General features: G+C 53.9%; 21 protein-coding genes. 11 read left to right on the top strand and 10 right to left on the bottom strand.

Annotated features, from left to right (window positions below; all coding sequences use genetic code 11):
• Nucleotides 1–2 precede the first annotated feature (2 nt).
• Complete coding sequence (locus tag K365_RS0108290) at nucleotides 3–1,112, bottom strand: TRAP transporter substrate-binding protein (RefSeq protein ID WP_024334206.1); 1,110 nt, start codon at nucleotides 1,110–1,112, stop codon at nucleotides 3–5.
• A 305-nt stretch (nucleotides 1,113–1,417) separates the two neighbouring features.
• Here K365_RS0108290 and K365_RS0108285 point away from each other — a divergent pair, with 305 nt between their 5' ends.
• Nucleotides 1,418–2,065 carry a YiaD family glycine zipper/OmpA-like lipoprotein gene (locus K365_RS0108285; protein WP_006965271.1) on the top strand — a complete coding sequence of 216 codons (648 nt, stop codon included), beginning with the start codon at nucleotides 1,418–1,420 and terminating at the stop codon, nucleotides 2,063–2,065.
• Between the two features lie 14 nt (nucleotides 2,066–2,079).
• Here K365_RS0108285 and aroF read toward each other — a convergent pair whose 3' ends face one another.
• The 3 genes from aroF to K365_RS0108270 all read right to left on the bottom strand — a co-directional run bounded on the left by aroF (nucleotide 2,080) and on the right by K365_RS0108270 (nucleotide 6,523).
• Nucleotides 2,080–3,948, bottom strand: a complete 1,869-nt coding sequence (aroF, locus tag K365_RS0108280; protein ID WP_006965270.1) for a 3-deoxy-7-phosphoheptulonate synthase — start codon at nucleotides 3,946–3,948, stop codon at nucleotides 2,080–2,082.
• Between the two features lie 512 nt (nucleotides 3,949–4,460).
• On the bottom strand, nucleotides 4,461–5,498 hold the full coding sequence (locus K365_RS26425) for a HAMP domain-containing protein (protein ID WP_024334205.1): 1,038 nt from the start codon (nucleotides 5,496–5,498) through the stop codon (nucleotides 4,461–4,463).
• Nucleotides 5,499–5,515: 17 nt separating this feature from the next.
• Nucleotides 5,516–6,523, bottom strand: a complete 1,008-nt coding sequence (locus tag K365_RS0108270; protein ID WP_024334204.1) for an ABC transporter substrate binding protein — start codon at nucleotides 6,521–6,523, stop codon at nucleotides 5,516–5,518.
• Nucleotides 6,524–6,816: 293 nt separating this feature from the next.
• On the opposite strand from K365_RS0108270, the gene K365_RS0108260 reads away from it, so the two are divergent.
• From K365_RS0108260 to K365_RS0108225, 8 genes are all read left to right on the top strand, one after another.
• Nucleotides 6,817–7,407, top strand: a complete 591-nt coding sequence (locus K365_RS0108260) for a response regulator (RefSeq protein ID WP_169432935.1) — start codon at nucleotides 6,817–6,819, stop codon at nucleotides 7,405–7,407.
• A 9-nt stretch (nucleotides 7,408–7,416) separates the two neighbouring features.
• Entirely contained in the window at nucleotides 7,417–9,960 is a 2,544-nt protein-coding gene (locus K365_RS26420) for a response regulator (RefSeq protein ID WP_024334201.1), read from the top strand.
• Nucleotide 9,961: 1 nt separating this feature from the next.
• Nucleotides 9,962–11,224: a CHASE4 domain-containing protein gene (locus K365_RS0108250; protein ID WP_024334200.1), complete on the top strand. Its 1,263-nt coding sequence runs from the start codon at nucleotides 9,962–9,964 to the stop codon at nucleotides 11,222–11,224.
• A gap of 272 nt (nucleotides 11,225–11,496) precedes the next feature.
• A complete protein-coding gene (locus K365_RS0108245; protein WP_006965254.1) occupies nucleotides 11,497–12,432 on the top strand; it encodes an NADH-quinone oxidoreductase subunit B family protein in 936 nt (311 codons plus the stop codon).
• Between the two features lie 2 nt (nucleotides 12,433–12,434).
• Complete coding sequence (locus tag K365_RS0108240) at nucleotides 12,435–13,961, top strand: nickel-dependent hydrogenase large subunit (RefSeq protein ID WP_024334199.1); 1,527 nt, start codon at nucleotides 12,435–12,437, stop codon at nucleotides 13,959–13,961.
• On the top strand, nucleotides 13,951–14,388 hold the full coding sequence (locus K365_RS0108235; protein ID WP_024334198.1) for a hydrogenase maturation protease: 438 nt from the start codon (nucleotides 13,951–13,953) through the stop codon (nucleotides 14,386–14,388). Before K365_RS0108240 ends, K365_RS0108235 begins: the two co-directional genes overlap by 11 nt.
• Nucleotides 14,389–14,392: 4 nt before the next feature.
• On the top strand, nucleotides 14,393–17,389 hold the full coding sequence (locus tag K365_RS25595; RefSeq protein ID WP_024334197.1) for a PAS domain-containing hybrid sensor histidine kinase/response regulator: 2,997 nt from the start codon (nucleotides 14,393–14,395) through the stop codon (nucleotides 17,387–17,389).
• Between the two features lie 36 nt (nucleotides 17,390–17,425).
• Nucleotides 17,426–18,376 (top strand): diguanylate cyclase domain-containing protein, encoded by a 951-nt coding sequence (locus K365_RS0108225; protein ID WP_006965250.1) that lies wholly within the window; start codon nucleotides 17,426–17,428, stop codon nucleotides 18,374–18,376.
• A gap of 72 nt (nucleotides 18,377–18,448) precedes the next feature.
• Here the strand turns inward: K365_RS0108225 and K365_RS26415 are convergent, their stop codons facing one another.
• From K365_RS26415 to K365_RS0108195, 6 genes are all read right to left on the bottom strand, one after another.
• The gene (locus tag K365_RS26415; RefSeq protein ID WP_006965249.1) at nucleotides 18,449–19,486 is read right to left on the bottom strand and encodes a hypothetical protein; all 1,038 of its coding nucleotides are present in this window, start codon (nucleotides 19,484–19,486) and stop codon (nucleotides 18,449–18,451) included.
• Nucleotides 19,467–21,683, bottom strand: coding sequence for a DUF1156 domain-containing protein (locus K365_RS0108215; protein ID WP_024334195.1), 2,217 nt, complete (start codon nucleotides 21,681–21,683; stop codon nucleotides 19,467–19,469). Before K365_RS0108215 ends, K365_RS26415 begins: the two co-directional genes overlap by 20 nt.
• Before the next feature lie 155 nt (nucleotides 21,684–21,838).
• A complete protein-coding gene (locus K365_RS0108210; protein ID WP_006965247.1) occupies nucleotides 21,839–22,171 on the bottom strand; it encodes a histidine triad nucleotide-binding protein in 333 nt (110 codons plus the stop codon).
• 34 nt (nucleotides 22,172–22,205) lie between these two features.
• Nucleotides 22,206–22,967 (bottom strand): SIR2 family NAD-dependent protein deacylase, encoded by a 762-nt coding sequence (locus tag K365_RS0108205; protein WP_006965246.1) that lies wholly within the window; start codon nucleotides 22,965–22,967, stop codon nucleotides 22,206–22,208.
• Nucleotides 22,964–23,665, bottom strand: a complete 702-nt coding sequence (locus K365_RS0108200) for a HesA/MoeB/ThiF family protein (protein ID WP_024334194.1) — start codon at nucleotides 23,663–23,665, stop codon at nucleotides 22,964–22,966. Before K365_RS0108200 ends, K365_RS0108205 begins: the two co-directional genes overlap by 4 nt.
• Before the next feature lie 5 nt (nucleotides 23,666–23,670).
• Nucleotides 23,671–23,907: a MoaD/ThiS family protein gene (locus K365_RS0108195; protein WP_211221110.1), complete on the bottom strand. Its 237-nt coding sequence runs from the start codon at nucleotides 23,905–23,907 to the stop codon at nucleotides 23,671–23,673.
• Nucleotides 23,908–24,002: 95 nt separating this feature from the next.
• Here K365_RS0108195 and K365_RS0108190 point away from each other — a divergent pair, with 95 nt between their 5' ends.
• The gene (locus K365_RS0108190) at nucleotides 24,003–24,548 is read left to right on the top strand and encodes a hypothetical protein (RefSeq protein ID WP_024334192.1); all 546 of its coding nucleotides are present in this window, start codon (nucleotides 24,003–24,005) and stop codon (nucleotides 24,546–24,548) included.
• Nucleotides 24,549–24,578: 30 nt separating this feature from the next.
• Nucleotides 24,579–25,313, top strand: coding sequence for a rhomboid family intramembrane serine protease (locus K365_RS0108185; RefSeq protein ID WP_024334191.1), 735 nt, complete (start codon nucleotides 24,579–24,581; stop codon nucleotides 25,311–25,313).
• Nucleotides 25,314–25,350: the final 37 nt, after the last annotated feature.

The following is a 25,350-nucleotide window of genomic DNA, read 5'->3' as shown; positions in this document are numbered from 1 at the left end:
GCTTATCCCTTCAACGGATATCGGTCGGCCAGTGTTTCATAATAGGGCTTTTCAGAAATTTCTCCCCAGGGTCCGATCAGTTTCTGGAATTTCTGGAAGCTGTCATTGACTTTTTCAGCCATGGGATCGGAGGCGGCAATTTCGGCAACAGCATCCTTTGAATGGGATTTCAGCTCAGCCAGCACCGAGTCCGGCAAACGGACCACATCCACTTTGTGCACATTGATCAGCTCATCTAAAGCCCGGCCGTTTCCAAAATTAAACCCCTGGGTGGTCCAGTTGCTGACCTGGGCACAGGCGGCATCCAGAATGGCCTGAAAATCAACGGGCAGCTCTTCATAGGCTTTTTTGTTGAACACAAACTCCACAAACGGACCGGTTTCATGCCAGCCCGGGTAGTAATAGTATTTAGCAACCTTGTAGAATCCCATGAGCTGGTCATGAAGCGGGCCGATCCATTCGGTGGCATCGATGACGCCGCGCTCCAGGTTGGTGAAAATCTCACTGGCCGGACACAGAATCACCGTGGCCCCCATTTTGGCCATTACCTTGCCGCCCAGCCCGGGAATCCGCATTTTCAGCCCTTTGAAATCCTCGGCTGTCTCGATTTTCTTGTTGAACCAGCCGGCCATCTGGGGCCCGGTACTGCCGCCCGGACGGGGAATGACCCCAAAGGGCGCATAGGTTTCCTCCCACAGCTGAAGCCCGCCCCCGAATTCATACCAGGCAGCCATGCCGGCCGCATTGAGACCGAAAGGCACCGCGGCAAACCACTGGGCTGCCGGGGCCTTGCCCGCCTGGTAATAGCCGACGCCCGATCCCGCCTGAACGGTCGTTCCTTTCTGAACAGCATCAAAGGTCTGCAACGGGGGCACCAGTTCTCCGCCGGCAAACACCTTGATCTTGAACTGACCGTCGCTCATCAATTCCACTTTTTTGGCCAGAAGTTCCGCCGCATCCTGGAGATACGGCAGTTTCGGGGGCCAGGTCGTCACCATTTTCCATCGAATCTGTTTTTTGGCATGTACGGCCGGTGCATGAATCAAACTCCCCGCAGTCACTGCAGCGACACTGCCGATAGCGGCTTTTTGTAAAAACTGTCTTCGTTCCATGGCATCTCCTTAGATTTGGGGTGAATAAACAACCTGTGATGCGACAATACAGTTATGGTGTAGCTGTTTCAATTCAGATATAGCCAGCCATTTGTGCCAAGTCAACCTAATAATTGCCAACACCTGTTTAAATGGTTTACAATTTTAAAATCGTTCTTATCATTATCTTTATCGAATAATGCACAAAAATTCAAAAATTCAGTGACACAGCCAACAATAAATTATTTTTGTTTTTTTCGAAATCATTGAATGTTAGCTGTCTGTAAAAACGTACATTAACACATCGCAATCAGGAGACCCAAAAAATGAAAAAAAATTTACTTACCGTTATGTTTATTGCCGTGCTTGTCAGTCTTTTTTCCTGCACGGCCATGCAAAGCCAACAGGGACAGGGGACCGCTGTCGGCGCGGGCGTCGGTGCAGGCGTCGGTGCCGCCCTCGGGCAGGTGATCGGCGGAGACACAGAAGCCACGCTGATCGGTGCCGGGATCGGTGCGGCATTGGGCGGCCTGGCAGGTAACCAGATCGGACGTTACATGGACAACCAGGAGCAGGATCTGCGCAGCGCCATTGCCACATCAGAATCTGCCAGCATCTCCAGAGACCAGGATGTTTTGCGGGCCACGTTTAAAGGAGAAGCTTTTTTTGAGTATGATAAAAGCACATTGCTGCCCGGTGCCCAGGCAGAATTGCGGCGGATCGCGGATATCATGAACAAATACCCCCAGACCATCATCGAAGTGGGCGGGCATACCGACACCCGGGGATCAGACGAATACAACCTGCGCCTGTCCGAGCAACGGGCCCAAGCCGTTAAAAACGAACTGATCCGCAACGGCGTGCTGGAACAGCGGATCAAAGCAGTGGGATATGGGGAATCGCGCCCCATATCCTCTGACCATGCCATGAACCGTCGGGTTGAAATCACCATTATACCCATCCGGCAGGGGTAACGTCATCCTGGCATTCAATACCGGCCTAAAACCCGGAAGGTTTCTGTTTTTTCTTCCAGCAGGCCGCGCATGGGTGCCAGTTCGTTTTTTTCAATATCGGCCTCCAGGTCCGCATAGAACATGTATTCCCAGGGTTTGCCGTGAATGGGCCGGGACTCCAGCTTCACCAGGTTGACGTCATATTTACTGAAGATTTTCATGACCTCAAACAGGGCGCCCGGCTTATTGCCCGTGGAAAAAATCACCGAGGTTTTGGCGACTTTTTTGCGGCCTTTGTATTCTTTGGCAATCACGGCAAACCGGGTGTAATTGCGGGGGTCATCCTCGATGGATTCATCCAAAATCTGCATGTCAAACATCTTTGCCGCCATGGTGGACGCAATGGCGGCAAAGCCTGCATCATTTGAATCCTTTACCTGCTTGACCGCCTGGGACGTGGCGGCCACGGGTATCCGTTCCATCCAGGGATACTGGTCCAGGTAGTTTGAACACTGGGTCAGGGCCGGGGGCGGGGCCAGGACCTGTTTGATATTATCTTTGACCGCCCCCTTGTGGGCGATCAGGGCATGCTGAATCCGGATGGTGATCTCTCCGATGATTTTCAGATCATACTCCTGGAGCAGGTCAAAATTTTCGTGGATGGAACCGGACAATGAGTTTTCCAGGGGAATCACCCCATATTCCGCCCTGCCCGCTGCCACGGCTGCAAAAATTTCTTTAAACCCCTTCATGGGAACCGGGGTGATATCATCCCCGAAATAGGCCAGGGCCGCTTTATGGCTGTAAGCCCCGAACTCGCCGATAAAAGCGGCGGTTTTGACTGCGTTTTCATCCAGGTCATGGATCAGTTCCGATTTTTTCAGATAATCAAAATCCAGCTGCTTGCCCACCACCGGCGCAATGGTATAAATGTCGCGCATCAGTCGGCCGAACTGCTCGGGATACAGGCTCTGGGGTCCGTCGGACAACGCATTGTCCGGATCATGGTGCACCTCGATCATCAGGGCATCGGCCCCGGCGGCCACGGCGGCCCGGGCCATGGGGCTGACTTTTTCCCGGATCCCCGTGGCATGGCTGGGATCGATGACAATGGGCAGATGGGTGAGCTTTTTGAGCACGGGAATGGCGGACAAATCAAGGGTGTTCCGGGTATAGGGCTCAAAGGTGCGGATGCCCCGCTCACATAAAATAATGTCGGTGTTTCCGCCGGCAGCAATGTATTCCGCCGACATGAGCCATTCCTGGATGGTGGCGGCCAGACCTCTTTTGAGCACCACGGGTTTTTTCATTTTCCCCACACATTTGAGCAGCTCGAAATTCTGCATATTCCTGGCACCGATCTGGACCACATCCACATATTGTTCCATCAGATCTGCCTGGGACGGTGAGGTCATCTCCGTGACCACTCCCAGGCCGGTTTCTTCCCGGACCCTGGCCAGAATTTTCAACCCTTCTTCTTCCAGACCCTGGAAGGAGTATGGAGAGGACCGGGGTTTGTATGCCCCGCCCCGGAACAGCACGGCCCCATACCGTTTCACCTGTTTTGCAATGGTCATGGCCTGGTCCAGGCTTTCCACGGCACAGGGGCCGGCAATCACCACAATGCGGTCCCCGCCCACCACCACGTTGTTGATGGCCACCCGGGTGTCTTGGGTCTTGAATTCCCGGCTCACCAGCTTGTGGGAGGTGGACACGGGCAATACCTGAACAATGCCCGGTACGCCCAGGTAATCTTCCGGTTTCCGGGACCCTTTTTTTACAATGCCGATCACCTTTTGACCGGCGTCCGTGATGGTGCAGCTGATGCAGCCGTCTCTTTCCAGCAGGGTTTGAACACCGGATTCCTGGTCCGGGGTGATCTGTGTGTCCAGAATGAGTTTCATGTTTGCTTTCTCCTTGTTGTAATGGCAGCCCCGTGTCGGGGTGTTTCCTGCCTGTAAAAAAAACAAAAGGGCTTCAGGATTTTTTCCCGAAGCCCTTAAAAAAACACAAAAGCCCCGGGTGGCTTATCTTGTCCACCCGGGGCTTTATTCTTCTCAATTATTCAATAAAGCATTACACCGGATGAACGCTCCTAAAAAAGAAGAAGCGTCCAAAATTAAATATAAACTGGGGTGTCATGCGTTGGATCATGCCGTGTTCCGATCTAAATGTTTGTTTCGTACTGATGATCGCTTCCTGTCTACAGTCCTTTTTCACGCTTGTCAACAAAAAAATGTTTTTTCAGGGCAGGCAAGTTGTTTTACCACGAAGGACACGAAGAGCACGAAGGGAGGACTTCTTCGTGCTCTTCGTGTCCTTCGTGGTTTTTAAAAAAGCACCGCCATGTAATGCCATCCGTTTCAATATCTTCCGGCCTGAAATGACCCCGAGCAGGATTGCTCAAATTAATAATTTACTCTCCAAGGGTATCGTCATCATATAAATCCAGATCCGGATAGTATTTTTTTGCACATTCCCGGCAGATTCCATGGCTGAGCTGGGCCTCGGAATGGTCCCGGATATAGGTTTCCAGCTGGTTCCAGTAACCGTCGTCATCCCTGATTTTCTTGCAGTGGGAACAGATGGGAATAATGCCCCGCAGGGTTTTGATCTCGGACAAGGCCGTTTCCAGGTCCCGGGTGCGTTCTTTGACCCGCTGTTCCAGCTCCTGGTTGGCTTTTATGATCTCTGCCTGCTGCTGCTGGATGGCGGCGGACATCGCCTCCATATGGCGGGCCAGGTCTCCGAGTTCATCTTTTGATCTGACATCGATCCGGTCCACCTGACGTCCTTTGGCAATGGCAGAGGCAGCCCGGCCGATGGTCTGGACAGGATTGACAAAAAACCGTCTCAACATCAAAAGAATGATCAGAATCAACAGGCCAGCACTGCCAACGGCAATGCCGGTGGTCGCCATCTGAATCTGACGTTCCGCCGCATGGAGCATCCCATGATCCATGGCAAAGAACACCACCCAGTTCCATGGGGAAAACACCCGGACCACATACATGGTTTCAATGTCATCGTCATACACATGCCCGTCATCGTCCGCCCGAAAGATTTCACCTTTTGCAGCAGCCCGGGCAACCGGTCCCCACACAGACCTCATCTTTTGTCTGCTGTTTTCTTTTGAGCAGAATTTCAGGTACCCGTCGGCATCCATGATAAACAGATGGGAAGACGCTGCAATGTTCATGGCGCTGCCGGCCTCATACACCTGGTTCTGATATGCAGTGACAAACGATTCAATGGTATCCAGCCCGTTGGTTTGCAGCAGCTCATGGTGCCGGACGATATCCTGCATATAAGCATCGATGATGGTGTCCATATACAGAAACGCGGACTGGTGGAGATTGTCTCCTGTTTTTTTCATTGACCACAGTCCCAGCACAAAAATACTGCACAACACCAGCGGGATGATGCCTAAGGCGATCTTTGTCTGGAGTTTCATTTCAATTTTGTTTCCTGTTATCTGTATACATGGTTGCCGGCAAGAGCCAGGATGTCCGGGGGTATGACGATATTCAGGTTCAGGGCCGTGGTCAGGTTGATGCCCAGCTGAAACCGGGCCGGGGGCGTCACCGGTATGGTGCCCGGGTCCGTCCCCTGCAGGAACGCCGCCACAAAGTTGCCTGCTTCCCTTCCCCCGGCTTCCAGATCCGGGGTGATGTGCATCAACGCCCCCATTTTCACGCTGTCCATGGTCTGCCCCATGGCTATGGGAACGGCGGACCGGTCCAGAAGCAGCCGGGTGTAATCCGGATGTTCCCCCATGGGTCCCTGGGGTTCCCACCAGAAATCCACACGATCTGACAGGGCCTGAACCCCCTGGGCCGCGGCCGCCAGCAAGGCCGGCATGACGTCCGGTCCTTTTTCATACATGACGTCATGGACGGCGAACCGGAAACGGGTTTCCTGGGCTTCAATGGCTTTCAACTGCCGGAGATCCCCCATGGCAGACGGGTATGTGGAATGGATATATCCGAAAACAACCGGTCTGTCCGGCGGCATCGCCTGAGTGACCAGGCGCAGGGCAAGGTCGGTGCGCACCTTTGCCGGCACAGTGAACACCCGGCCGGTGACATTCGTGCCCGTGGGTTCTCCGATCTTTTCAATCAACCCGGCCCCCACCGGGTCAGTCACCTGGAAAAAGAAAACAGGCACCCCCGTGTTTTTGAGCACAGTCACGGCGGCCTGGGATGCCAGGGTGGCAATGGCGGCCGCGGCATCGGGCCGGCCCTTTTCCAGGATCCCGGACAGCCGGGTTTCAGCAAACTGCCGGTCTCCATTGGCCCGGATCACGGTCAGGACCATGTTGTCGCCGTCTTTGTAACCGGCGGCTTCCAGCTGGTCGACAAAATATCTCAAATGGGTTTCACATGCCGGCACCGGCATGGTGACCACCACCACCACCTGCCTGACATCTTTGGCTGGTGCATAAAAAGGCAGCAGCAGCCCGCAGAAAATCCCAGCCATTACTACAGTCCAACGCTTTTTTTTACACCACCACCTGTTCATGATCCTGTCCTCCCCTGCCCGCACTGTGAATTGATTCCACCCGTCAGATGATTTTACCACGAAGCGCACGAAGGAAAGGATTCTTAGACCTCTTCGTGTGCTTCGTGGTTTAAAAAATCACCCCATTAAAATTACCCTGTTTCTGCCCTTTTTCCATTTGATTTGTCCGGCACTCTGTGATATGTTCATTCTGTTCAATCTGTTTATTATGTTACCATTTTTAAATGATTTTGAAAAGGATATTTTTCGTTGTGACAGAGGATCTTCTTACCGTCCCCCAGGCAGCCAGGCACTGCGCCATGAGCCGGGGCACCATCTGGAAATATGTCAAATCCGGTGAGATCAAGGCGTTCATGACCCCCGGGGGCCAGTACCGGATCCGGCAGACAGATTTCAACGCGTTCATGAAACGCAACAACATGTATCCCCATGCCTCTGACGAGCCGGACAGTCAGCGGATCCTGTTGGTGGATGACGAGCCCAAAATCCTTAAAATGCTCACCACCATACTCTCGTCGGCTGGATATTCCCTTAAAACCGCCAAAGACGGGTTTGATGCCGGTGTGAAACTCATGACCTTCAAACCCGGGCTGGTGATCCTGGATCTGATCATGCCGGGAATGGACGGATTTGAGGTGTGCCGGCAAATCAAGACAAATGCCGACACCGCCCATATCAAGGTACTGGCTGTCACCGGCCATGATTGCCAGGAAAACAGAGACAGAATTCTTTCGGAAGGGGCCGATGCCTATCTGACCAAGCCGTTTTTCAGAAATGAACTGATGCAGACCATTGACGTCTTGTTGAAAGAAAAATCCCAGCCGGAAAAAACGAGCGCCTGAGGAGATACCATGCGAATCCTGATCGTGGATGACCGGATGGAAAACCGGTATCTGCTGGAAACCGTGCTCAAATCCGAAGCACATGACACCGTGTCTGCAGAAAACGGCCAAAAAGCCCTTGAATGCCTGGCATCAGGTTCATTTGATCTGATCATTTCCGACATCCTCATGCCGGTGATGGACGGATTTCAACTGTGCCGGCACTGTAAGGCGGACCCGATCCTTGGGCACATTCCCTTTGTCTTTTACACCGCCACTTATGTGGATCAAAAAGACGAGGCCTTCGCCTATGAAATCGGTGCGGACGGATTCTTGAAAAAAGGCATGGAACCGGCAGATTTTCTGACCGCCATTCATTCGGTGATAAAAAACCTCGGACAGGGCCGCCCCTCCCCCAAATCCCCTGTGAAAAAGCCGGAAGAGGAAACCTATAAACATTACAGCGAACGTCTGGTCCAAAAGCTTGACCAAAAAATGCAGGATCTCAAAGAAAAGGAAGAACGCCTCAACATGGCTCTGGAGGCATCCAGCGATGGCCTTTGGGACTGGAACGTCCAGACCGGTGAGATCTATTTCAGTCCCCGGTATTACACCATGCTGGGATATAAACCCTATGAACTTCCCCAGGCCTATGACACCTGGGTCGGGCTGCTGCATCCGGATGACCGGAAAACAGCAGAAAAAACGATCCTGGATCATATTGAAAAAAAATCCGGTCCCTATGAACAGGAGTTCCGGCTGAAAACCAGATCCGGGAAATGGAAATGGATTCTGGGAAAGGGCAAGGTGTTTTCAGTGGATGAAAACGGCCGGCCCCTCAGGGTGGTGGGCACCCATACAGACATCAGCCGGCTCAAGGCAGCGGTCCGCCAGGCCAGGGAAACCCAAAAAGAGCTGAAAATCCGAAACCAGATCGCCCATATTTTTTTAACCACCCCCGGAGATGACATATATGAAAAAATTCTGGCTCTGGTTCTGGACATGACCCAAAGCCGGTATGGCATCTTTGGATTTATCGATGATGCAGGAGAATGGGTGTGCCCGTCTCTGACCAAAGACATATGGGAAAACTGCCAGGTGACGGACAAACGCATTGCCTTTCCCCATGACACCTGGACCGGCATCTGGGGGCAGGCCATGACAGACAAAACGTGCCGGTATATCAACCAGCGTCTCCATCTGCCAAAAGGTCACATTACCATCGACAACGCCCTGGATGCACCCGTGGTATATCAGGACCGACTGGTGGGCAATCTGTTGATCGGCCAGAAAGACACCGGGTACACGGACGATGACCAGCGCCTGATGGAGATGGTGGCCGACCAGATCGCCCCGGTGCTGAAAACCCGCCTGGAAAGGGACCGGGAGCAAAAGGAACGAAAGCTGGCGGAAATCCGGCTTCAGCAGGTCCAGAAACTGGAGGCCATCGGCAGCCTGGCCGGGGGCATTGCCCATGATTTCAACAACATTCTTTCCGCCATTCTCGGGTATGCCCAGCTGGCCATGGACCGGCTGCCGGAAGGCAGTCCGGCCCAGGCGGATCTCGAACAGATATACAAGGGCGGAGAGCGGGCAAAAGACCTGGTGATGCAGATCCTTGCCTTCAGCCGACAGCAGAAGCAAAATGCCGTTGCCATTCAGATCAGCTCCATCATCAAAGAGGTATTGAAATTTCTCAAATCAACATTACCCAGCTCCATTGAGATCCGGCAACAGATCGTTCCGGATGCAGGGATCGTCATGGCGGACCCCACCTGGATCCACCAGATTCTCATGAATCTGTGCACCAATGCGGCCCATGCCATGGACAAAACCGGCGGCATCCTGACGGTCACACTTTTCAACATGACCCTGGATCTGGACATGATTGCCGCACTTCCGGATCTGGTGCCGGGAAAATACCTGAAATTGACCGTGGGCGATACGGGGCACGGGATCCCACCGGACATCCTGCCAAAGATATTCGACCCCTATTTCACCACCAAAAAACGTGGGGAAGGCACCGGTCTGGGACTTGCCACGGTGCACGGCATCATGAAATCCTGCAACGGCGGCATCACCGCTTCCAGTCAACCCGGACAGGGCACCACATTTCAACTTTATTTTCCGATCATTGAGACCCCGAATGACATAGAAACTGACTCTCCCCCGTTTCCGGTTGCCACCACCCTAAAGGATGCCCGGATTCTGGTTGTGGATGATGAACCCCCCATTGCAAAAATGGGCAAACAGATTCTGGAGCTGATGGGATACCAGGCCGAAGCCTGCACCGATCCGTTGGACGCCCTGGCCCGGATCAAGGACGACCCGAACCAGTTCGATCTGGTGATCACGGACCTGACCATGCCGGGCATGAAAGGGGACCAGCTGGCCATGGAATTGATGAAAATCAGGCCGGATTTGCCGGTTATCCTGTGCTCCGGCTTCAGCATGAACATGTCCCAAAAGCAGGCGGATGCCGCCGGCATCAAAGCGTTTCTTTCTAAACCGATATTGAAAAACAAACTGGCTGCCGTGGTGCGTGACGTGCTGGCGGAGAGCAGGAGTAAATAAAATGGGATTGAGAAAAAAAACTTTCGTTATCATTGTTTCCATCTGTCTGGTGCTGATTGTCAGCCTGATGCTCGCTTCACGCCTGCTCATCCTGAATGGTTTCAGTCACCTGGAAACAGAACATGTACAGCAGGATGTGGCCCAGGCATGGCGGCACATTGAAAAAGAGATCCAATGGCTGTCATCCATTGCCGGAGACTGGGCTCCATGGGATGACACCTATATATTTATTCAGGATCAGAACACCCGGTTTATCGACAGCAACCTGTCTTCCGACACCCTTGCCAACTTAGGCATCCATTTCATGCTGTTTGTGGACCTGGATAACCGGCTGGTGCAGGCAACAGCCATTGACCCCGAAAAAAAAGAGGCAGCCGCGCTGCCGGAAGGGGTGTGGGACCAGATCCGTTCAAAAAACGCCCTGCTTGAATACCCGGACCCCCGGCAGGGTGTATCCGGATTTTTTATGTTCAAACACAGACCGATGCTGATTGCATCCCATCCTGTTGTGCCCAGTAACTATGAGGGCTCCCCCCGGGGAACCCTCATAGTCGGCAAATACCTGGACACATCTGAAGTCAAAAAAATGGCCGAGGCCACCGGTCTGTCACTGTCCATCCATGACACAGGCAATACCGCTCTGCCCGATGATGTAAAAACAGCCGCCACCCTGATATCTGATAAAACCCCGGTGGTCACGATTCCCCGGAATACAGATATTATTTCAGGATATATGCTTCAAAATGATATCCAGCAAAATCCGGGATTGATCCTGAAAGCTGATGTCAAACGGAAAATATTCAACCAGGGAATGAACACCTGGCTCTATTTCAACATCGCAGTGGTGTTCATCGGGTTGGTTTTCATCATGGCAACCATGTACTTGATGGAAACATCCGTACTCTCACCCCTGTTAAAACTCATCAATGCCATCAGTGCCATCGGCGGAAACGACCATGTATCAAAACGATTACCCGTGTCAGGCAAAGATGAACTCGGAGAACTGGAAACTTCCATCAATGGGATGCTGGATCGCATACAGACCGCCCACAATGAAATCAGGACTCTGGAAGGGCTGATTCCCATCTGTTCCTATTGCAAAAATATCCGTGATGATGAAGGGTTCTGGCAAAAAGTGGATGAATTTATTCACCATCACACCCATGCCCGGTTCAGTCACAGCATCTGTCCGGAATGTGCAAAAAAATACTTTCCGGAACTGGATCTGTACAACCAGGAAGAAGATATGGCATCTCCTGAATAGCGAAGCAGGATTGATCATCGCTTGTAGATCGGGAGCCCTCGGAGGAGGGTACTTTGCTGACGGACTGTCGGAGCCACTCCGTGGATTCCAGTCCGGCAGCAAGGCGCCTTCAGGGATGGCAATCATAAAAAAATTCCTTTGCTGTTTTACATGCAATTGCCCTGGGGCCGATGCCTGGCGGAATGACATTATCACACGGCCTTGACACAAACATGCTGCCTGGTTTATATCAAAAAAATCAAAATTTTAAATCCCATGACTAGGAGATTCCCATGAAAACCGTTTACTGGCTTCAGGGCGGTGGATGCGGCGGCGACACCTATTCACTGCTGAGCAGTGATTTTATGGATGTCTCCGAACTGTTCACCACCCTTGACCTTAAGCTGCTGTGGCACCCGTCCCTGTGCAGCATCGACCCGGCCGCCCATGAACGTTTGCTGACCGATATTGCATCCGGCACCACCCCACTGGACATTCTGATGGTGGAAGGATCGATCATCTTCGGCCCGGCCGGCACCGGCATGTTTGACACCTTCCGAGGCCGGGCCAAAAAAGAGCTGTGCCACACCCTGGCCAGCCATGCCCGGTATGTGGTGGCCGTGGGCACCTGTGCCGCATTCGGCGGATTCGGGGCAGGCCATGCCATCGAAGCCACCGGCCTTCAATTCACAAAAAAGAAAAAAGGGGGGGCATTGGGCAGGGAGTTTGTATCCGGATCCGGCATGCCGGTGATCAACCTGGCCGGATGCCCCTGCCACCATGACGTGATCGCCGGGGCCCTCATGGCGGTTGCCTCTGATGTTCCCCTGGAACTGGACCGGTTCCAGCGGCCCCTGGAGTGGTACAACACCATGGTGCACCAGGGCTGTACCCGGAACGAATACCATGAATACCGGGTGGAAGAGTCTGATTTCGGCGAAATGGGATGCCTGTTTTTTCACATGGGGTGTGCAGGCCCCCTGGTTCCGGGACCCTGTAACAAACTGCTGTGGAACCGTCACTCATCCAAACCCCGGGCCGGTGTGCCCTGTTTTGGATGTACCAGTCCTGATTTTCCCAAATCAAACCCGTTTTTTCATACCCCCAATATCGAGGGGATTCCCCTGGAACTGCCCAAAGGCGTCAACCGTGCCCATTACATGGTGTACAAGGGAATGGCAGCCGAGGCAGCCCCGGAACGGCTCAAAAAACGCAGTGCAAAGGTGTAGTCATGTCTTCTGAAACAAAAAAAATCGATATTCCCTTCAACCGGGTCGAAGGCGACCTTGAAGTCAAGGTGGATGTCACAGACGATACCATCACTGATGCCTGGAGCTGCGGCACCATGTACCGGGGATTCGAAGCCATGATGACCGGCAGGGGTCCCCTGGACGGTCTGGTGATCACCCCACGTATCTGCGGTATCTGCAGCCTCACCCACCTGAATGCCGCGGCTGTTGCACTGGACCGGATCGCACAGGTGACCCTGCCGGACAACGCCATCCGCCTGCGAAATGTCGCACTGATGGCGGAGACCATCCAGAGCGACCTGCGCCAGGCCGTTCTCATGTACATGGCAGATTTCACCAATCACAAGGCCTACCAGAAACACCCGCTTTTCAAAGAGGCTGTGGCCCGGTACCAGATGCTGTCCGGCAGCAGCGTGGTGGAGGTGATCCGCAAAACCAAACGCCTCATCGAAATCATCGCCATCATCGGGGGTCAATGGCCCCATACCTCCTTTATGGTTCCCGGCGGGGTCACCTCCATTCCCTATGTGCCAAAGCTCATGCAGTCCCGCCTCATATTTAACCGGTTCCTGGAATGGTATGAAAAAAAAGTGCTGGGATGTACCATCGCACGATGGCAGGCGGTCACCACCCGAAAAGAACTTGCCCAATGGTTTGAAGAGCGGCCCGAACACAGAGACAGCGAAGTGGGCTTCTTTATCCGGTTTGCCGAAAAAGCCGGGCTGGATACCTATGGCCGGGGAAATGACCACTTTCTTTGCTTTGGTAATTTTCCTTTGCCCAAAGACACCGCTGTCACCCCCCGGGTCCCCGGAACAGATCAGCTGACCACGCCGGGGTTTTTCCGGGGGACTGAATACCTGGCCCTGGATGCCGCCAACATAAAAGAGGATATCACCTGTTCCTGGTTTGAGCAAAAACCAGTGGTAAGTCACCCCTTTGACAGTGTGACCCGGCCCTATGCATCCGGCAACATGGGCAAACCCTATTCCTGGGTCAAGGCCCCCAGGTATGACGGCCTGCCCGCAGAAACAGGCCCTTTGGCCGAAGCCGTGATGGACCGGGTGCCCCTGTTCCTGGACCTGATCCGCAACACCGGGGCCACGGCCCTGGTCCGGCAACTGGCCCGCATCACCCGCCCGGCAAGGCTGCTGCCGGATATGGGCACCTGGATCGATGAACTGCTGGCCCATCATGCCGACCCGTTTTACACCCCGGTCAAAACCATTCCCGACGGACAGGGGGCCGGCATGATCCAGGCGGCCCGGGGAGCGCTGGGACACTGGGTCACTATTGAAAACAGTAAAATCAGTAATTATCAGGTGATCACCCCGACCGCCTGGAACGGCTCCCCAAGAGATGGGCAAAACCAGCCCGGCCCGTGGGAATCAGCCCTGAAAGGCACGCCGGTGAAAGACCCGGACAACCCCGTGGAAGCCGGCCATGTGATCCGCTCCTTTGATCCGTGCATGGTGTGCGCCGTGCACATCGTGAAAAATGAAAAATAAGATCCTCTGCATCGGCAGCCGCCTGGTTGAGACCGACAAAGCCGGCCCGGAAGTATATGACCGGCTGTGCCGCAAAAAGATCCCGGCCCACACCGACCTGGTGGAAGGGGGAATTGCCGGTCTGAACCTGCTGTGCCACCTGGAACAGGCCGGGGTGGTGGTGTTTGTGGATGCCGTGTCAGGATTCACCCGCCCGGGCCAGATGATTGTGCTGACCGGACAACAGGTGCAGGCCGCCTGCCCGAAACCAGTATATGACCATTCGGCCGGGATCGCCTATCTGCTGGCCGTGCTGCCCCGGGTGTGCCAGGGTTCTTTGCCCGAAGAGATCTTTCTGGTGGGCCTGGAAGGCCGGTGTGACAGCACTACCCTTGACCGGGCTGCAGATGCAGCCCTGACAATGACCCGGAAAAACCCGGTGGTATAAGATCATGATAAAACCGCAAAAAACCATGCAGGAACTGATAAAAGAAAACCGGATGCTGCGCCGTGAGATCAAGGTGACAAGGGAAGCTGCCGACATCACTGCCCGGCTGGTGGTGAGACAGTTTGAAAAAACCGAACAGAGCCTGCACCGCACGGCAACAGCCAACTCCCAGCGGCAGGCGATCCTGGAGGCCGCCACCCAGCTCTCCATCATCGCCACAGACCTGTCAGGAAAGATCAATCTGTTCAACCAGGGGGCGGAAAATCTGCTGGGGTATGGTCCCGGCGAGATGATGGGTCAGCCGGTTGACCGCATCCATCTGCTATCAGAACTGCGGCAGTATGCCCAAAAACTTGCCGTAAAAACGCCGGACGTACCCGCTGCTGTCATGGTGTTTGACCAGCATGTCAAACAGCAGATTGTCCATGCCAGTGAATGGACTTATCTGTGTAAAAACGGGACTCACCTGCCGGTCAACCTGTCTGTTACCGCATTTTACAGCGCCCGGGGCACAATGAAGGGATATCTGTTCACCGCCATGGACATGAGCAGCCAAAAACAGATGCAGCAGGAGCTGATACAGGCCATGGAGGCTGCTGAATCAGCCAATGCCTCCAAGGGTGATTTTCTGGCCCGCATGAGTCATGAGATCCGGACCCCCATGAACGGCATCATCGGCATGGCCTATCTCATGGAAAAAACGTCTCTGAGCCGGACCCAGAAAAACTATCTGAACAAAATCCTCTCGTCTGCCAAAACCCTGCTCAATCTCATCAACGATATCCTGGACTTCTCCAAAATCGATGCCGGCAAGCTCACCCTGGAAACCATCGAGTTTCAGCTGGAGGATGTGCTGGTGGACCTGTATAACACCATCGGGTTCCAGGCGGAAGAAAAGGGGCTGGAGTTTCTGTTTCACATGGATGATTCCCTGCCGCTGAAGCTTGTGGGTGATCCTTTGCGGCTGGGACAGATCCTGATCAATCTGGCAGGCAATGCCATCAAATTCACACAATCCGGTGAAATCATCATTTCCGTGACTGGAGAAAAAGTGCTAACCGGACCGGACCAGCATCCGGCAACGGGCGACACAACCCACAGGACAGGGCCGCCTGCACCGGACGGTGCCGGGGACCTTCCCCGGGTGATGCTGACCTTTTCCGTCAAGGACAGCGGCATCGGGCTGGCCCCGGATCAGCTGGATCATCTGTTTGAAGCTTTCAGCCAGGCAGACGGATCCATCACCCGCAAATACGGCGGCACCGGCCTGGGGCTGTCCATATGCAGCCAGCTGATCCAGATGATGGGCGGTCAGATCCGGGTGGACAGCACACCCCAAAAAGGCACCACCTTCACCTTTACAGCGATGATGCAGTACACCACCGGCCGGCAGTCTTCTGTGCGGCTGACAAAAGCGCGGTTTCAGGGGCTCCGGGCCCTGGTGGTGGATGACAACCAGATGGCCCGACAGCTTCTGGGCAGCATGCTCACCTCCTTTCACATGCAGGTGGACACGGCGAGCGACGGAAAAACCGCGCTGGCACGCCTGAAAAAGGCCGTGCGGGAGAACCGGCCCTATGATGTGATTCTCCTGGACTGGCTCATGCCTCAAATGGACGGCATTGAAACCGCCCGCCGCATCCACCGTGACAAAACCCTGGCAAAGATCCCTGCCATGCTCATGGTCACGGCCAGCAACCGGGAACAAGCCCGGCAGAAAGGGGGAAAAAGCGGCATCAACGCCTTTCTGACCAAGCCGGTTTACCCTTCGGTGATGTTTGATACCCTTATCCGGGTACTGGATACACAGGACCGGTCTGAAGATCTATCCGGACCGGCACAGCCTGTCACCCGGCCTTCCCAGGGACAGATGACCGGGGCAAAGATCCTGCTGGCCGAAGACAACCCCATCAACCAGGAGGTGGCGGCCGGCCTGCTCATGGATATGGGAGTGGAGGTGGACATAGCCGGAAATGGCCTCATCTGCCTGGAAAAGCTCGAAAAAAACGTTTATGACCTGGTGTTAATGGATATTCAGATGCCGGAGATGGACGGGCTGGAGACCACCCGCCGCATCCGGCGGAATCCCGAATTGTCCGATCTGCCCGTGATCGCCATGACCGCCCATGCCATGACCGGAGACCGGAAAAAAAGCCTGGATGCCGGCATGAATGACCATATCACCAAGCCCGTGGAACCGGCGGCCCTGTGTGAGATGCTCCAGCGGTTTCTGCCACAGGACAAACAACCCGCCGCCGGGGCACCTGCGGCAGTGCCCAAAAAACCGATTCCATTGACCCCGTCCGGAACCGGGAAAACCACACCCTGGAAACCTGAGACCACGCTGCCGGCAGACCTGCCGGTCATGTCAGGCATCGATCCGGACCAGGCACTGGCCCATGTCACACCCGCCATGCTGATCAAACTAATGTATGATTTTAAACGCACCTACCAGGATCTGCCGGAAAAAATCTCGGCCTGTCAGGCGGGAAACGACCTGGAAACCCTCCGGACAACGGCCCACACCCTCAAGGGCGTTGCCGGGTATATCGGGGCGCTGCCGCTGCAGCAGGCCGCCGGAGAGCTGGAAACCTGTCTCAAGCAGAACCCGGCCGGCCCCAGCACCTCTGAGAACACCCTCCCGGCTTTCGAACTGATCCTCCAGGGGTTTGTCACAAATCTCCAAACCGTGTTGAACAGCCTGGATCTGCTGCCTCCGGTTCCCCCCACCGCCGGGCAGCCGGTTTCCGGGGACAGGGATCCCCTGGACGGAACCGGTGAGGCCCATCTCCTTCCCCTGACCGAAAAGGATAAAAAAGTGATGCAGCACTTTTCAGACCTGCTGAGCAATGGGGAACTGACCGCGGAAGAGATGCTCCCGGATATTCATGCCATTCTGACCCGATGCGGATTCCACGCGGAATGGACACAGATCAGAGAAAAAATGGATGAAATCGAGTATGATGCCGCCGCACATATAATAAACCGCCTGCTCGAATGACGACGTAACCTTTACAGACACCAACGGACCCAGGCCATGATCCCGAACAAAACCACACGTATCCTGATTGTAGATGACGAAAAGATGAACCTCAAGGTGCTCACTGAACTCCTCAGGGAGGACTACACCCTGGTGCTGGCCAAAAACGGGGAACAGGCCCTGAAATTTGCCCGGCAAAAACCTTTGCCGGACCTGATCCTGTTGGATGTGGTCATGCCGGAAATGGGGGGCCACGACGTCATCCGGCAGTTGAAGGAAGACCCTTTGACCAAAGAGATTCCCGTCATCTTTGTGACTGCGCTGAGCAGCACCGGAGACGAGGAGCAGGGGCTGAAGCTGGGGGCTGTGGACTACATCACCAAGCCGTTTTCACCGCCCATCGTGAAAATGAGAATCCATAACCATATCCGGTTTGTTCACCATCACCGGCTCTTGGATCGGCTGGCCTACCTGGATCCGCTGACGGAAATCGCCAACCGGCGCCGGTTTGACCAGGTGCTGGTCAAAGAGTTGTCCCGGGCCGCCAGAAACTGCACCAGTTTGTCTGTGGGCATGGTGGATGTGGATTTTTTCAAGCAGTACAATGACCAATACGGTCATGCCATGGGAGACCGTGCCCTGTATCAGATTGCCTCTTCTCTGAAAGCATCCCTGGAACGGCCCGGAGACCTGGTTGCCCGGTATGGCGGAGAGGAATTTGCCCTGATCCTGCCGGAAACCGATGCCCCGGCCGCCGGCAGGGTGGCGGAAAAAGCCCGGCGTGCGGTTGAAAACGAAAAAATTCCCCATACCATCTCCAGCGTATCTTCGCACATCACTGTCAGCGCGGGCACTGCCACTGTCCGCTTTACCGGACGTGCCGGTGAACAGCTCAGGGAGACCCGGGACGGCCAGACTTGTGAACATACTGTCGAATCCCTGATGCTCCAGGCAGACCAGCACCTCTACAAGGCCAAGCAGAACGGCCGCAACCAGGTATGGCCATGAAGATGCTGTTGTATTGCACCACGAAGATCATATGAAAACCATCATCTCCCTGACATCGCCACACGGTCCGTTTTACCGATGCCGAGCCTGAAATTCCTTCAATCGGGTGTACTCAACCAGCTGGTCCAGGGTTTTCAGGGTAAACACCTTCCCCCGGGTGGCAATAATCATTTTTTTCATATCTTCCCTGCGGACCCCGAAACCACGGCCTCCGATACATGCAATCACCTCATACCTGGGATCATCAATGTTCCGGCCGGCAAGACTCAGTTCGCCAAGATGCTGAATGCGGGTTACTTTGTCCCGGGCGGTTCCGTCATCCTCGGTAATCTTTGCTTCTATGATAATCTGGGGATTGAATTCACTGGGGATGATGAAATCCGGGGACTGGTCAAACCCCTCGATCCGTTCAGCCCGCTTGGTTTTCCGAAAACTGATGCCAGCGTTGGTGAGTACCTCTTCAATGGCAGATTCCAGGCTGTCGCCGATGATGTCACTTACAGAATCCCTGTGTCCGGCAAACGGCCTGCCAAGAACCCGTTCATACAGCAGCATGGCATAAGGGGCGCCGATTCTGGAAAGATTTTTGATGCTGGATAGTCCCTGTTTCGTATCGGCTTTGTTCAGGCGGTGCAATTGATCCTGCCTTACTTTTGGCGCACCTGTGGATAATAATTGACAGGCCGTCTGGATCAAGGCTTCAACCCGTTCCCTGACCACCCCGTTGATATTGAGTTTTGTTTCAGGGGCCATGCGGATTTTCCGGTCAAGGGCGCGCACAAACCCCTGGGTAACGGACACACCGGTCCGCTGAGTGCTCACATACCCCCATTCCGGGGGTGTAAACCCCAGCATGGCACGCAGAACCACCAGAGCAATCGGATCGGAAACCGTTACCATAAATATCTTATCCGGATCAAGCCGGGAAAATCCATTGGTAACCGCTTTTAACGTCTCATATCCCCGCTCAAAAACCGGGTATTCTACAAACCCGGCCCCTTTTGGCATGACCAGAAATTCGGATTCCAGACAGGAAAACACACTGTCAATATACACATCAACATCATCGAGGATCTCATCAATCCCCGCCTCAAAAGGGAATTTCGTCATGGTCTGTTCCATATTTTTCAATACGTTCATTAACGGCAAACAGCGAGACTTCATCCTTTGTCGTATCACAGACGGTTTCAATAAACTGTTCAATTTCCACCAGACGGCCGAAATGCAAAAGCCAGGCCCCGACTTTCGCTATCCGGGACGCGACCGGTTTGTCTTTCTCCCACCCGGACCGCAGAGACCAGATGGCCAGACGAACCAGATGGCCGAAAATGATACATCGGATATCACCCGGGGTCGGCTTGACATGGCCCGCCTTGAGATAAATCAGGTCTGCCTGAACAATTTGTGCCACTTCCCGTGGTGAATCAGCCAGCCATTTGCGCTGCATGGTACCGGTGGACCGGCAGACAAATACCGTGTCAATAATGGATGACCCGGTGCCGTTGATATGAATGGAACCGCCCATTTCACCGGGACATGGCAAGGAAGCTGAACAGACCAGGCCGGCATCCAGAATTCCCACGGCCACGGGATAATAGGCTTCCAGTTTGTTGTGGTGATAGGTAAACACCAGCGGAGATCCATTTTTCAAGGCCTTTGCCATGCGTTGGAACACCGTTGAAAGGCCGTGGGTGAAATGAGTGAAATCACGGCCCATGTCTACATTTCCGGTCAGCTCTTCCGCGTTTCTGGTAGATGGGGCGCTAAACGCGGAAGACGTCTGCCCCACCAGTTTTTTCAACCACACATAACAGAAATCCATGAGTTCGGCATACTGGACATTACCAAAATAAGGGGGATCCGTGAAAACCGCATCCAGTGAATTGTCAGGCAGATCCGCTGCCGCCGCATCCCGGCAAGAGATGTCCACCCGCCGGATATCATCACACCCGGTCCCGTTGAACCGGTCTCCGATCCATTCCTTTTCAATGGGGATTATCTTTTTTTTACGCCCGACAACCTGTACCTCAAAAGGATGGTCACAATACGCCTTGGCTTTTTTGAACTTTTCAATAATGTTGGCCCAGCCGCCGCTGCCCACACACAGGGTGCGGCCGGGTTCCACAATACCCAGAAAATTGGATTCACATTGCATCAACCCGACAGGAAACCCATGGACTGAAAAGATATCAAGGGATTTCAAAACTTTTGTATCATAACGGCACAGCATGTTCTGATACCGGAGCAGATCAGACAGATTGGTGGCCAGGGCATTGCGCACCCGTTCATTTGGCATCCGGGCAATCAGTTGCGAGGACAGTTCCAGCCCCAGAAGCTGCCTTGGGTTGAACATTTCCCGATAATACCGATACCCCCACCGGTGCAGCCGGTTGGTTTCATCTCCGCTGGGGATGCTGTCATCGGGAACAAATTGGGGGGTGATGGCTTTCCATCGGTTTTCCGCGTCTTTTATGTTTTCAATGTCCTTTGCATCCGGTTTTTTGAAAAACCGGCCGGTATGAGACGGTTTGCACGCCCGGCAATAATATTCCATGGCAAAAACGCGGTGGCCCAACGGTCCGGTTTCCGGGGCCGGAAACCGGTTGTCCGTGCCACAGTGATCACATTTACAATGCCCTCTTTTTGCAGGTCCCTCATACCGCAGGTCTGCCTGGCAATGCCGGCACGGCCCGGGATTTTTTCTGTCTTCGGATTCCGTCAGGTCCCCGCAAACCGGGCAGACAAACACATTTTTGGGGTGTCTGGCATCCGTGGCAATTAAATATTTTTGAAACAGATCGATCTGTTTTCCACAGGTTTTGCAGTTAAGATGTTTTATCCAGAGAAAATATTTGACATCCGCTTTTTCCGACCCGCAGATCATACACTTTGTGCGGTAAAGATGGCCGATCTTCGCTTCAAGGGATGCCCGCAGATCAGCGGCAGCCTCGGTATATGCGGCCAGATCCAGGTGCTCGATCTCCTGTTTGACCACCCAGTAAGCCATGGGATTGATGTCAAATCCGGTGACATCACAACCGGTTCGATTGGCTTCAAGCATGGGGGTTCCCCCGCCCATGAACGGATCTGCGACATGAAGGCCTGAAAAATTGATCGATTGATAAAACGCCTCCCGAAGCGGCGTGTTGCTGAGAAATTCAGACAAAAGCAGGCCCCGGAACAAGGTCCCCGGTCGTCTGGCAAACCATTTGTGAACCGCGATCACCGGGCGGTAATTCTGCTGGACCTGTTTTTCTCTCAAGGCCAGATCAGCGATGAACGCAATATCAAAATCTTTTTCAATCATCTCTATGTTCCATCAATTAAAGATGAACCTCAAGCGCGCATCCGATCACTCGATTCGAAAGTTCATCAAATTCCATCCTTCATGCCCTTCATATCCTTCGTGATCTTCGTGGTCTTCGTGGTAAAATTTAAAGCCACCATCACCACACAGGTCGTTTACCGCTGCCACCCGCCGATCAGGTGCAGGTGCAAATGGAAAATCACCTGCCCCCCGCCCTTTTCCACGTTGAACAGCAGTTTGTATCCGGATTGGTCCACGCCCTGTTCTTTGGCCATTTTCGCGGCCAGCTGAAACAGGCCCCCCACCAGGGACTGGTGCGAAGGTGTCAGGTCGTTGACACTGCGGATATGGGTTTTAGGCACCAGCAGCAGATGGACCGGGGCTGCCGGGCGGATATCTTTGAACACCACATAGGTGTCGTCTTCGTATAAAAACCGGGTGTCCGTCTCTTTGTTGACAATTTTACAGAAAAGACAGTCGTCAGGCATGTGTTACTCCTTTACAGATTCCGGGGGATAGGGGTCATTGTTTTCGAATTTTGCCGGATATTTTTTCCATCAGGCGTGTCATGGCTTTTGTGGCGCCGGCTTCCAGAAAAATATCGGTCACCCGGGATGTATATTCCGAGGGCACGGGATTGATTTCAATGATGGCGGCCCCGTTGGATCTGGCAGCCGACGGGATCAGGTTGGCCGGGGCCACGGTACCGGTGGTGCCGATGAGAATCAAGCAGTCTGCCTGCCGGGTTTCCTCAAAAGACATGGACCCGGCCGGTTCAGGAATGGACTCGCCGAAAAAAATCACATCCGGTTTCAGGATCCCCTCACAACGGGGACAGGCAGGCGGCAGCCGGTCCAGGCTAACCTCTGAAATGGGATACCGGGCATGGCAGGCCAGGCACGCCAGGCGCTTGAGCGATCCATGAAACTCATGCACCACCCGGGAGCCGGCATCATAATGCAGGTTGTCCACATTCTGGGTGATCACGCTTTTCACCACCCCGTTGGCCTCCAATTGTGCCAGAGCCGCATGGGCCTTGTTGGGACGGACTTTTCCGAACAAATCATAAAAGATCTCTCGGATCACCTGCCAGGATGCTTTGGTGTGCCGGTGAAAATAGCAAATATCAAAGCTGTCGGGATCATACTTGTTCCACAGCCCGTTTTCGCCCCTGAACGGCGGGATCCCGCTTTCAACGGAAATGCCGGCCCCCGTGAATGCCACACACCGCTTGGCGTTGACGATGATTTCTGCTGCATTCTCGTACAGGTCTGTGTGTTTCATACCAGATCCATCACCTCAAATGAATTGGACCATAATTCCATGATCAGCAGTTTATTGCGCAGAATATCGCCCCGGTCCAGCAGCACTTTGATGCATTCCGAAGCCTGGAGAGCCGCCACCATCAGGGCGCAGTAGGAGATATTGCCGGTGCGGGACTCAATGCCTTTGGCGGGCAGGTGTTCTTTTTTGCCATAAATGAGTTCATATCCTTTGTCTTGGGGAAAAATCACGGTCACCTGTCCGGTCACTCCGGCAATGGCACCGGCCACCAGGGGGATTTGTGCTTTTTTGGCCGCATGTTCAAGCATGAACCGGGCCGGGATGGAGTCCAGGCAGTCCACCACCAGATCGGCGTGTTTGATCATGCCATACAGGTTGTCACCATCCGCGTACTGGTCTATTGATGTGACCTGAACCTGGGAATTGACGGCCCGGATCCGTTTTTCTGCGGCCAGGGCCTTGGAAATGCCTAACACCTCTTCCGTGCAGAACAGCTGCCGGTTCAGATTGCTGGGTTCAAACACATCCCCGTCGATCAAGGTGAGATGCCCCACACCGGTCCGGGCCAGCATTTCACTGACACCGCCCCCCAGACCCCCCAGGCCCAGCACCGCCACCCGGGAGGATGCCAGTTGGGCCTGCTGGGGTCGGGTCAATGTGTCAAAATTCCGGTCATACCGTTCAGTTCCAATGGACATGGGGATCATCCTCCTCCCACCGGGGGAAACAGTCCCAGGCGGTCTCCGGGTTTAAGCACATAGGTTGTTTCCTGTTTTCTGCCGTTGACAAAAATCAATTTCACGGCATCGGACGGCAGTTGAAGGTCCGTGATCAGGGCCTGCACCGTTGTGCCGTCTGTAATTTGAAAGTGATCTGCATTTTCAGGCAGATAAGGTGCCAGGGTGGCAAACAGTTTGAGTGTGATATGAATCTTTGCCAAGGGAATCCCCTTTCCTTTCTGGATATTTCGGTTTGAATGCTGTATGTTATGCCATAAATCACCTGTTTTGTATACCTTAAATGGAAGGCGTATTTATGACCCCCCAAAACCCGTCAATGCACCTGACCGTGGAAGAAACCGCCCGGAACCTTGCCGTTTTTGCGGTGGACCGGACCGATCTGAAAACCATTCTGGAATCCCTGCCGCCTGAATCCGGCGTCAACCGGGTCACCCTGGAATATGAACTGGGCATTTTAAAGATTCTGGCCGTGGGATGGGGAATTTCGTTTTTCATGCCCGTCAGTGACAAAAACAAACCCATTTTATCGGATGCTTTCTGGCAGATGATCCAGGAATTTTCCCAAAATATCTCCACCCTTACCGAAACCACCACGGGTCAGCCCATTGATTATTTCAAGATTCTCAAGGAACGGCTGGACACCTATGTTCAGCAGATGCATAAGACCGCCGACAATACCATTGACCCGTCTGCGGTCATGGGGCCTGCGTTTGCAAAAACCTGCGGACATCCGGATGACCCCGTGGCCATGCTCACGGGATCCAAAATGTTCGCTCTGACCCTGGGTGGGGTCAAGGAATATCTGGCAGCGGTTCGCATCAAACCGGTCAAACTCAATTAAGCCCCTGCTTCACAAGGAAATAATATCCGCATGACTGTCAACCGATCCTATCTGAACGCAATCACCCCTTCCCGGGTGCTGAATACCATTATTTATGCCAATGTCCTCCTGTTCATTATCAGCCTGATTTTCAGCGGCCGATCCATGCATACGGGATTCAATCCCTTCAACGCGTTGAGCCCTGCCACGGATGTACTCGTGTTTTTAGGTGCTTCCGGCAAAATTCCCATCCAGGCGTATCAGGCCTGGGAATCGTTGATCACGGCCAACTGGCTTCACGGCAGCCTGCTGCATATCGTGTTCAACATGCTGGCCCTGAAAACCGTGGCACCGCTGGTCATGGCTGAATACGGCGTGTTCCGGATGTTTTCGATCTACACCCTTTCCGGCGCAGCCGGTTTTCTGCTTTCAGTGATGGGAAACGTGCCGTTGACCATTGGGGCGTCTTCCGGGTTGTGCGGGCTCATTGGTGCGCTGTTGTATTTCGGCCGGTCCAGCAAAGGGCTCCGGGCACAGCAGGTGTATCAGCAGACCTCCGGATGGATCATCAGCCTGGTCGTGATCGGATTTCTGTTGCCCAATATCAATAACTGGGGCCATGCCGGAGGATTGATCGGCGGCATCGCTTTAGGATGGATCCTGGGATATGATGACCGAAGGCGTGAAAACCGCTGGGACCGAGGCCTGGCTGTTTTCCTGACAGGCATCACGGTCCTGCTTCTGGCACTTCCTGTGATCCAGGGATTTTTCCTTGTATTTTTTTAACCTTGCGGTCATTTTACACAAATTTTACAACGTACAC

This window comes from Desulfotignum balticum DSM 7044 (assembly GCF_000421285.1).
In the GTDB taxonomy this organism is placed as follows: domain Bacteria; phylum Desulfobacterota; class Desulfobacteria; order Desulfobacterales; family Desulfobacteraceae; genus Desulfotignum; species Desulfotignum balticum.
The sequence above is the reverse complement of the archived record's forward strand: the minus strand, read 5'-3'. Positions and strand labels throughout refer to the sequence as shown.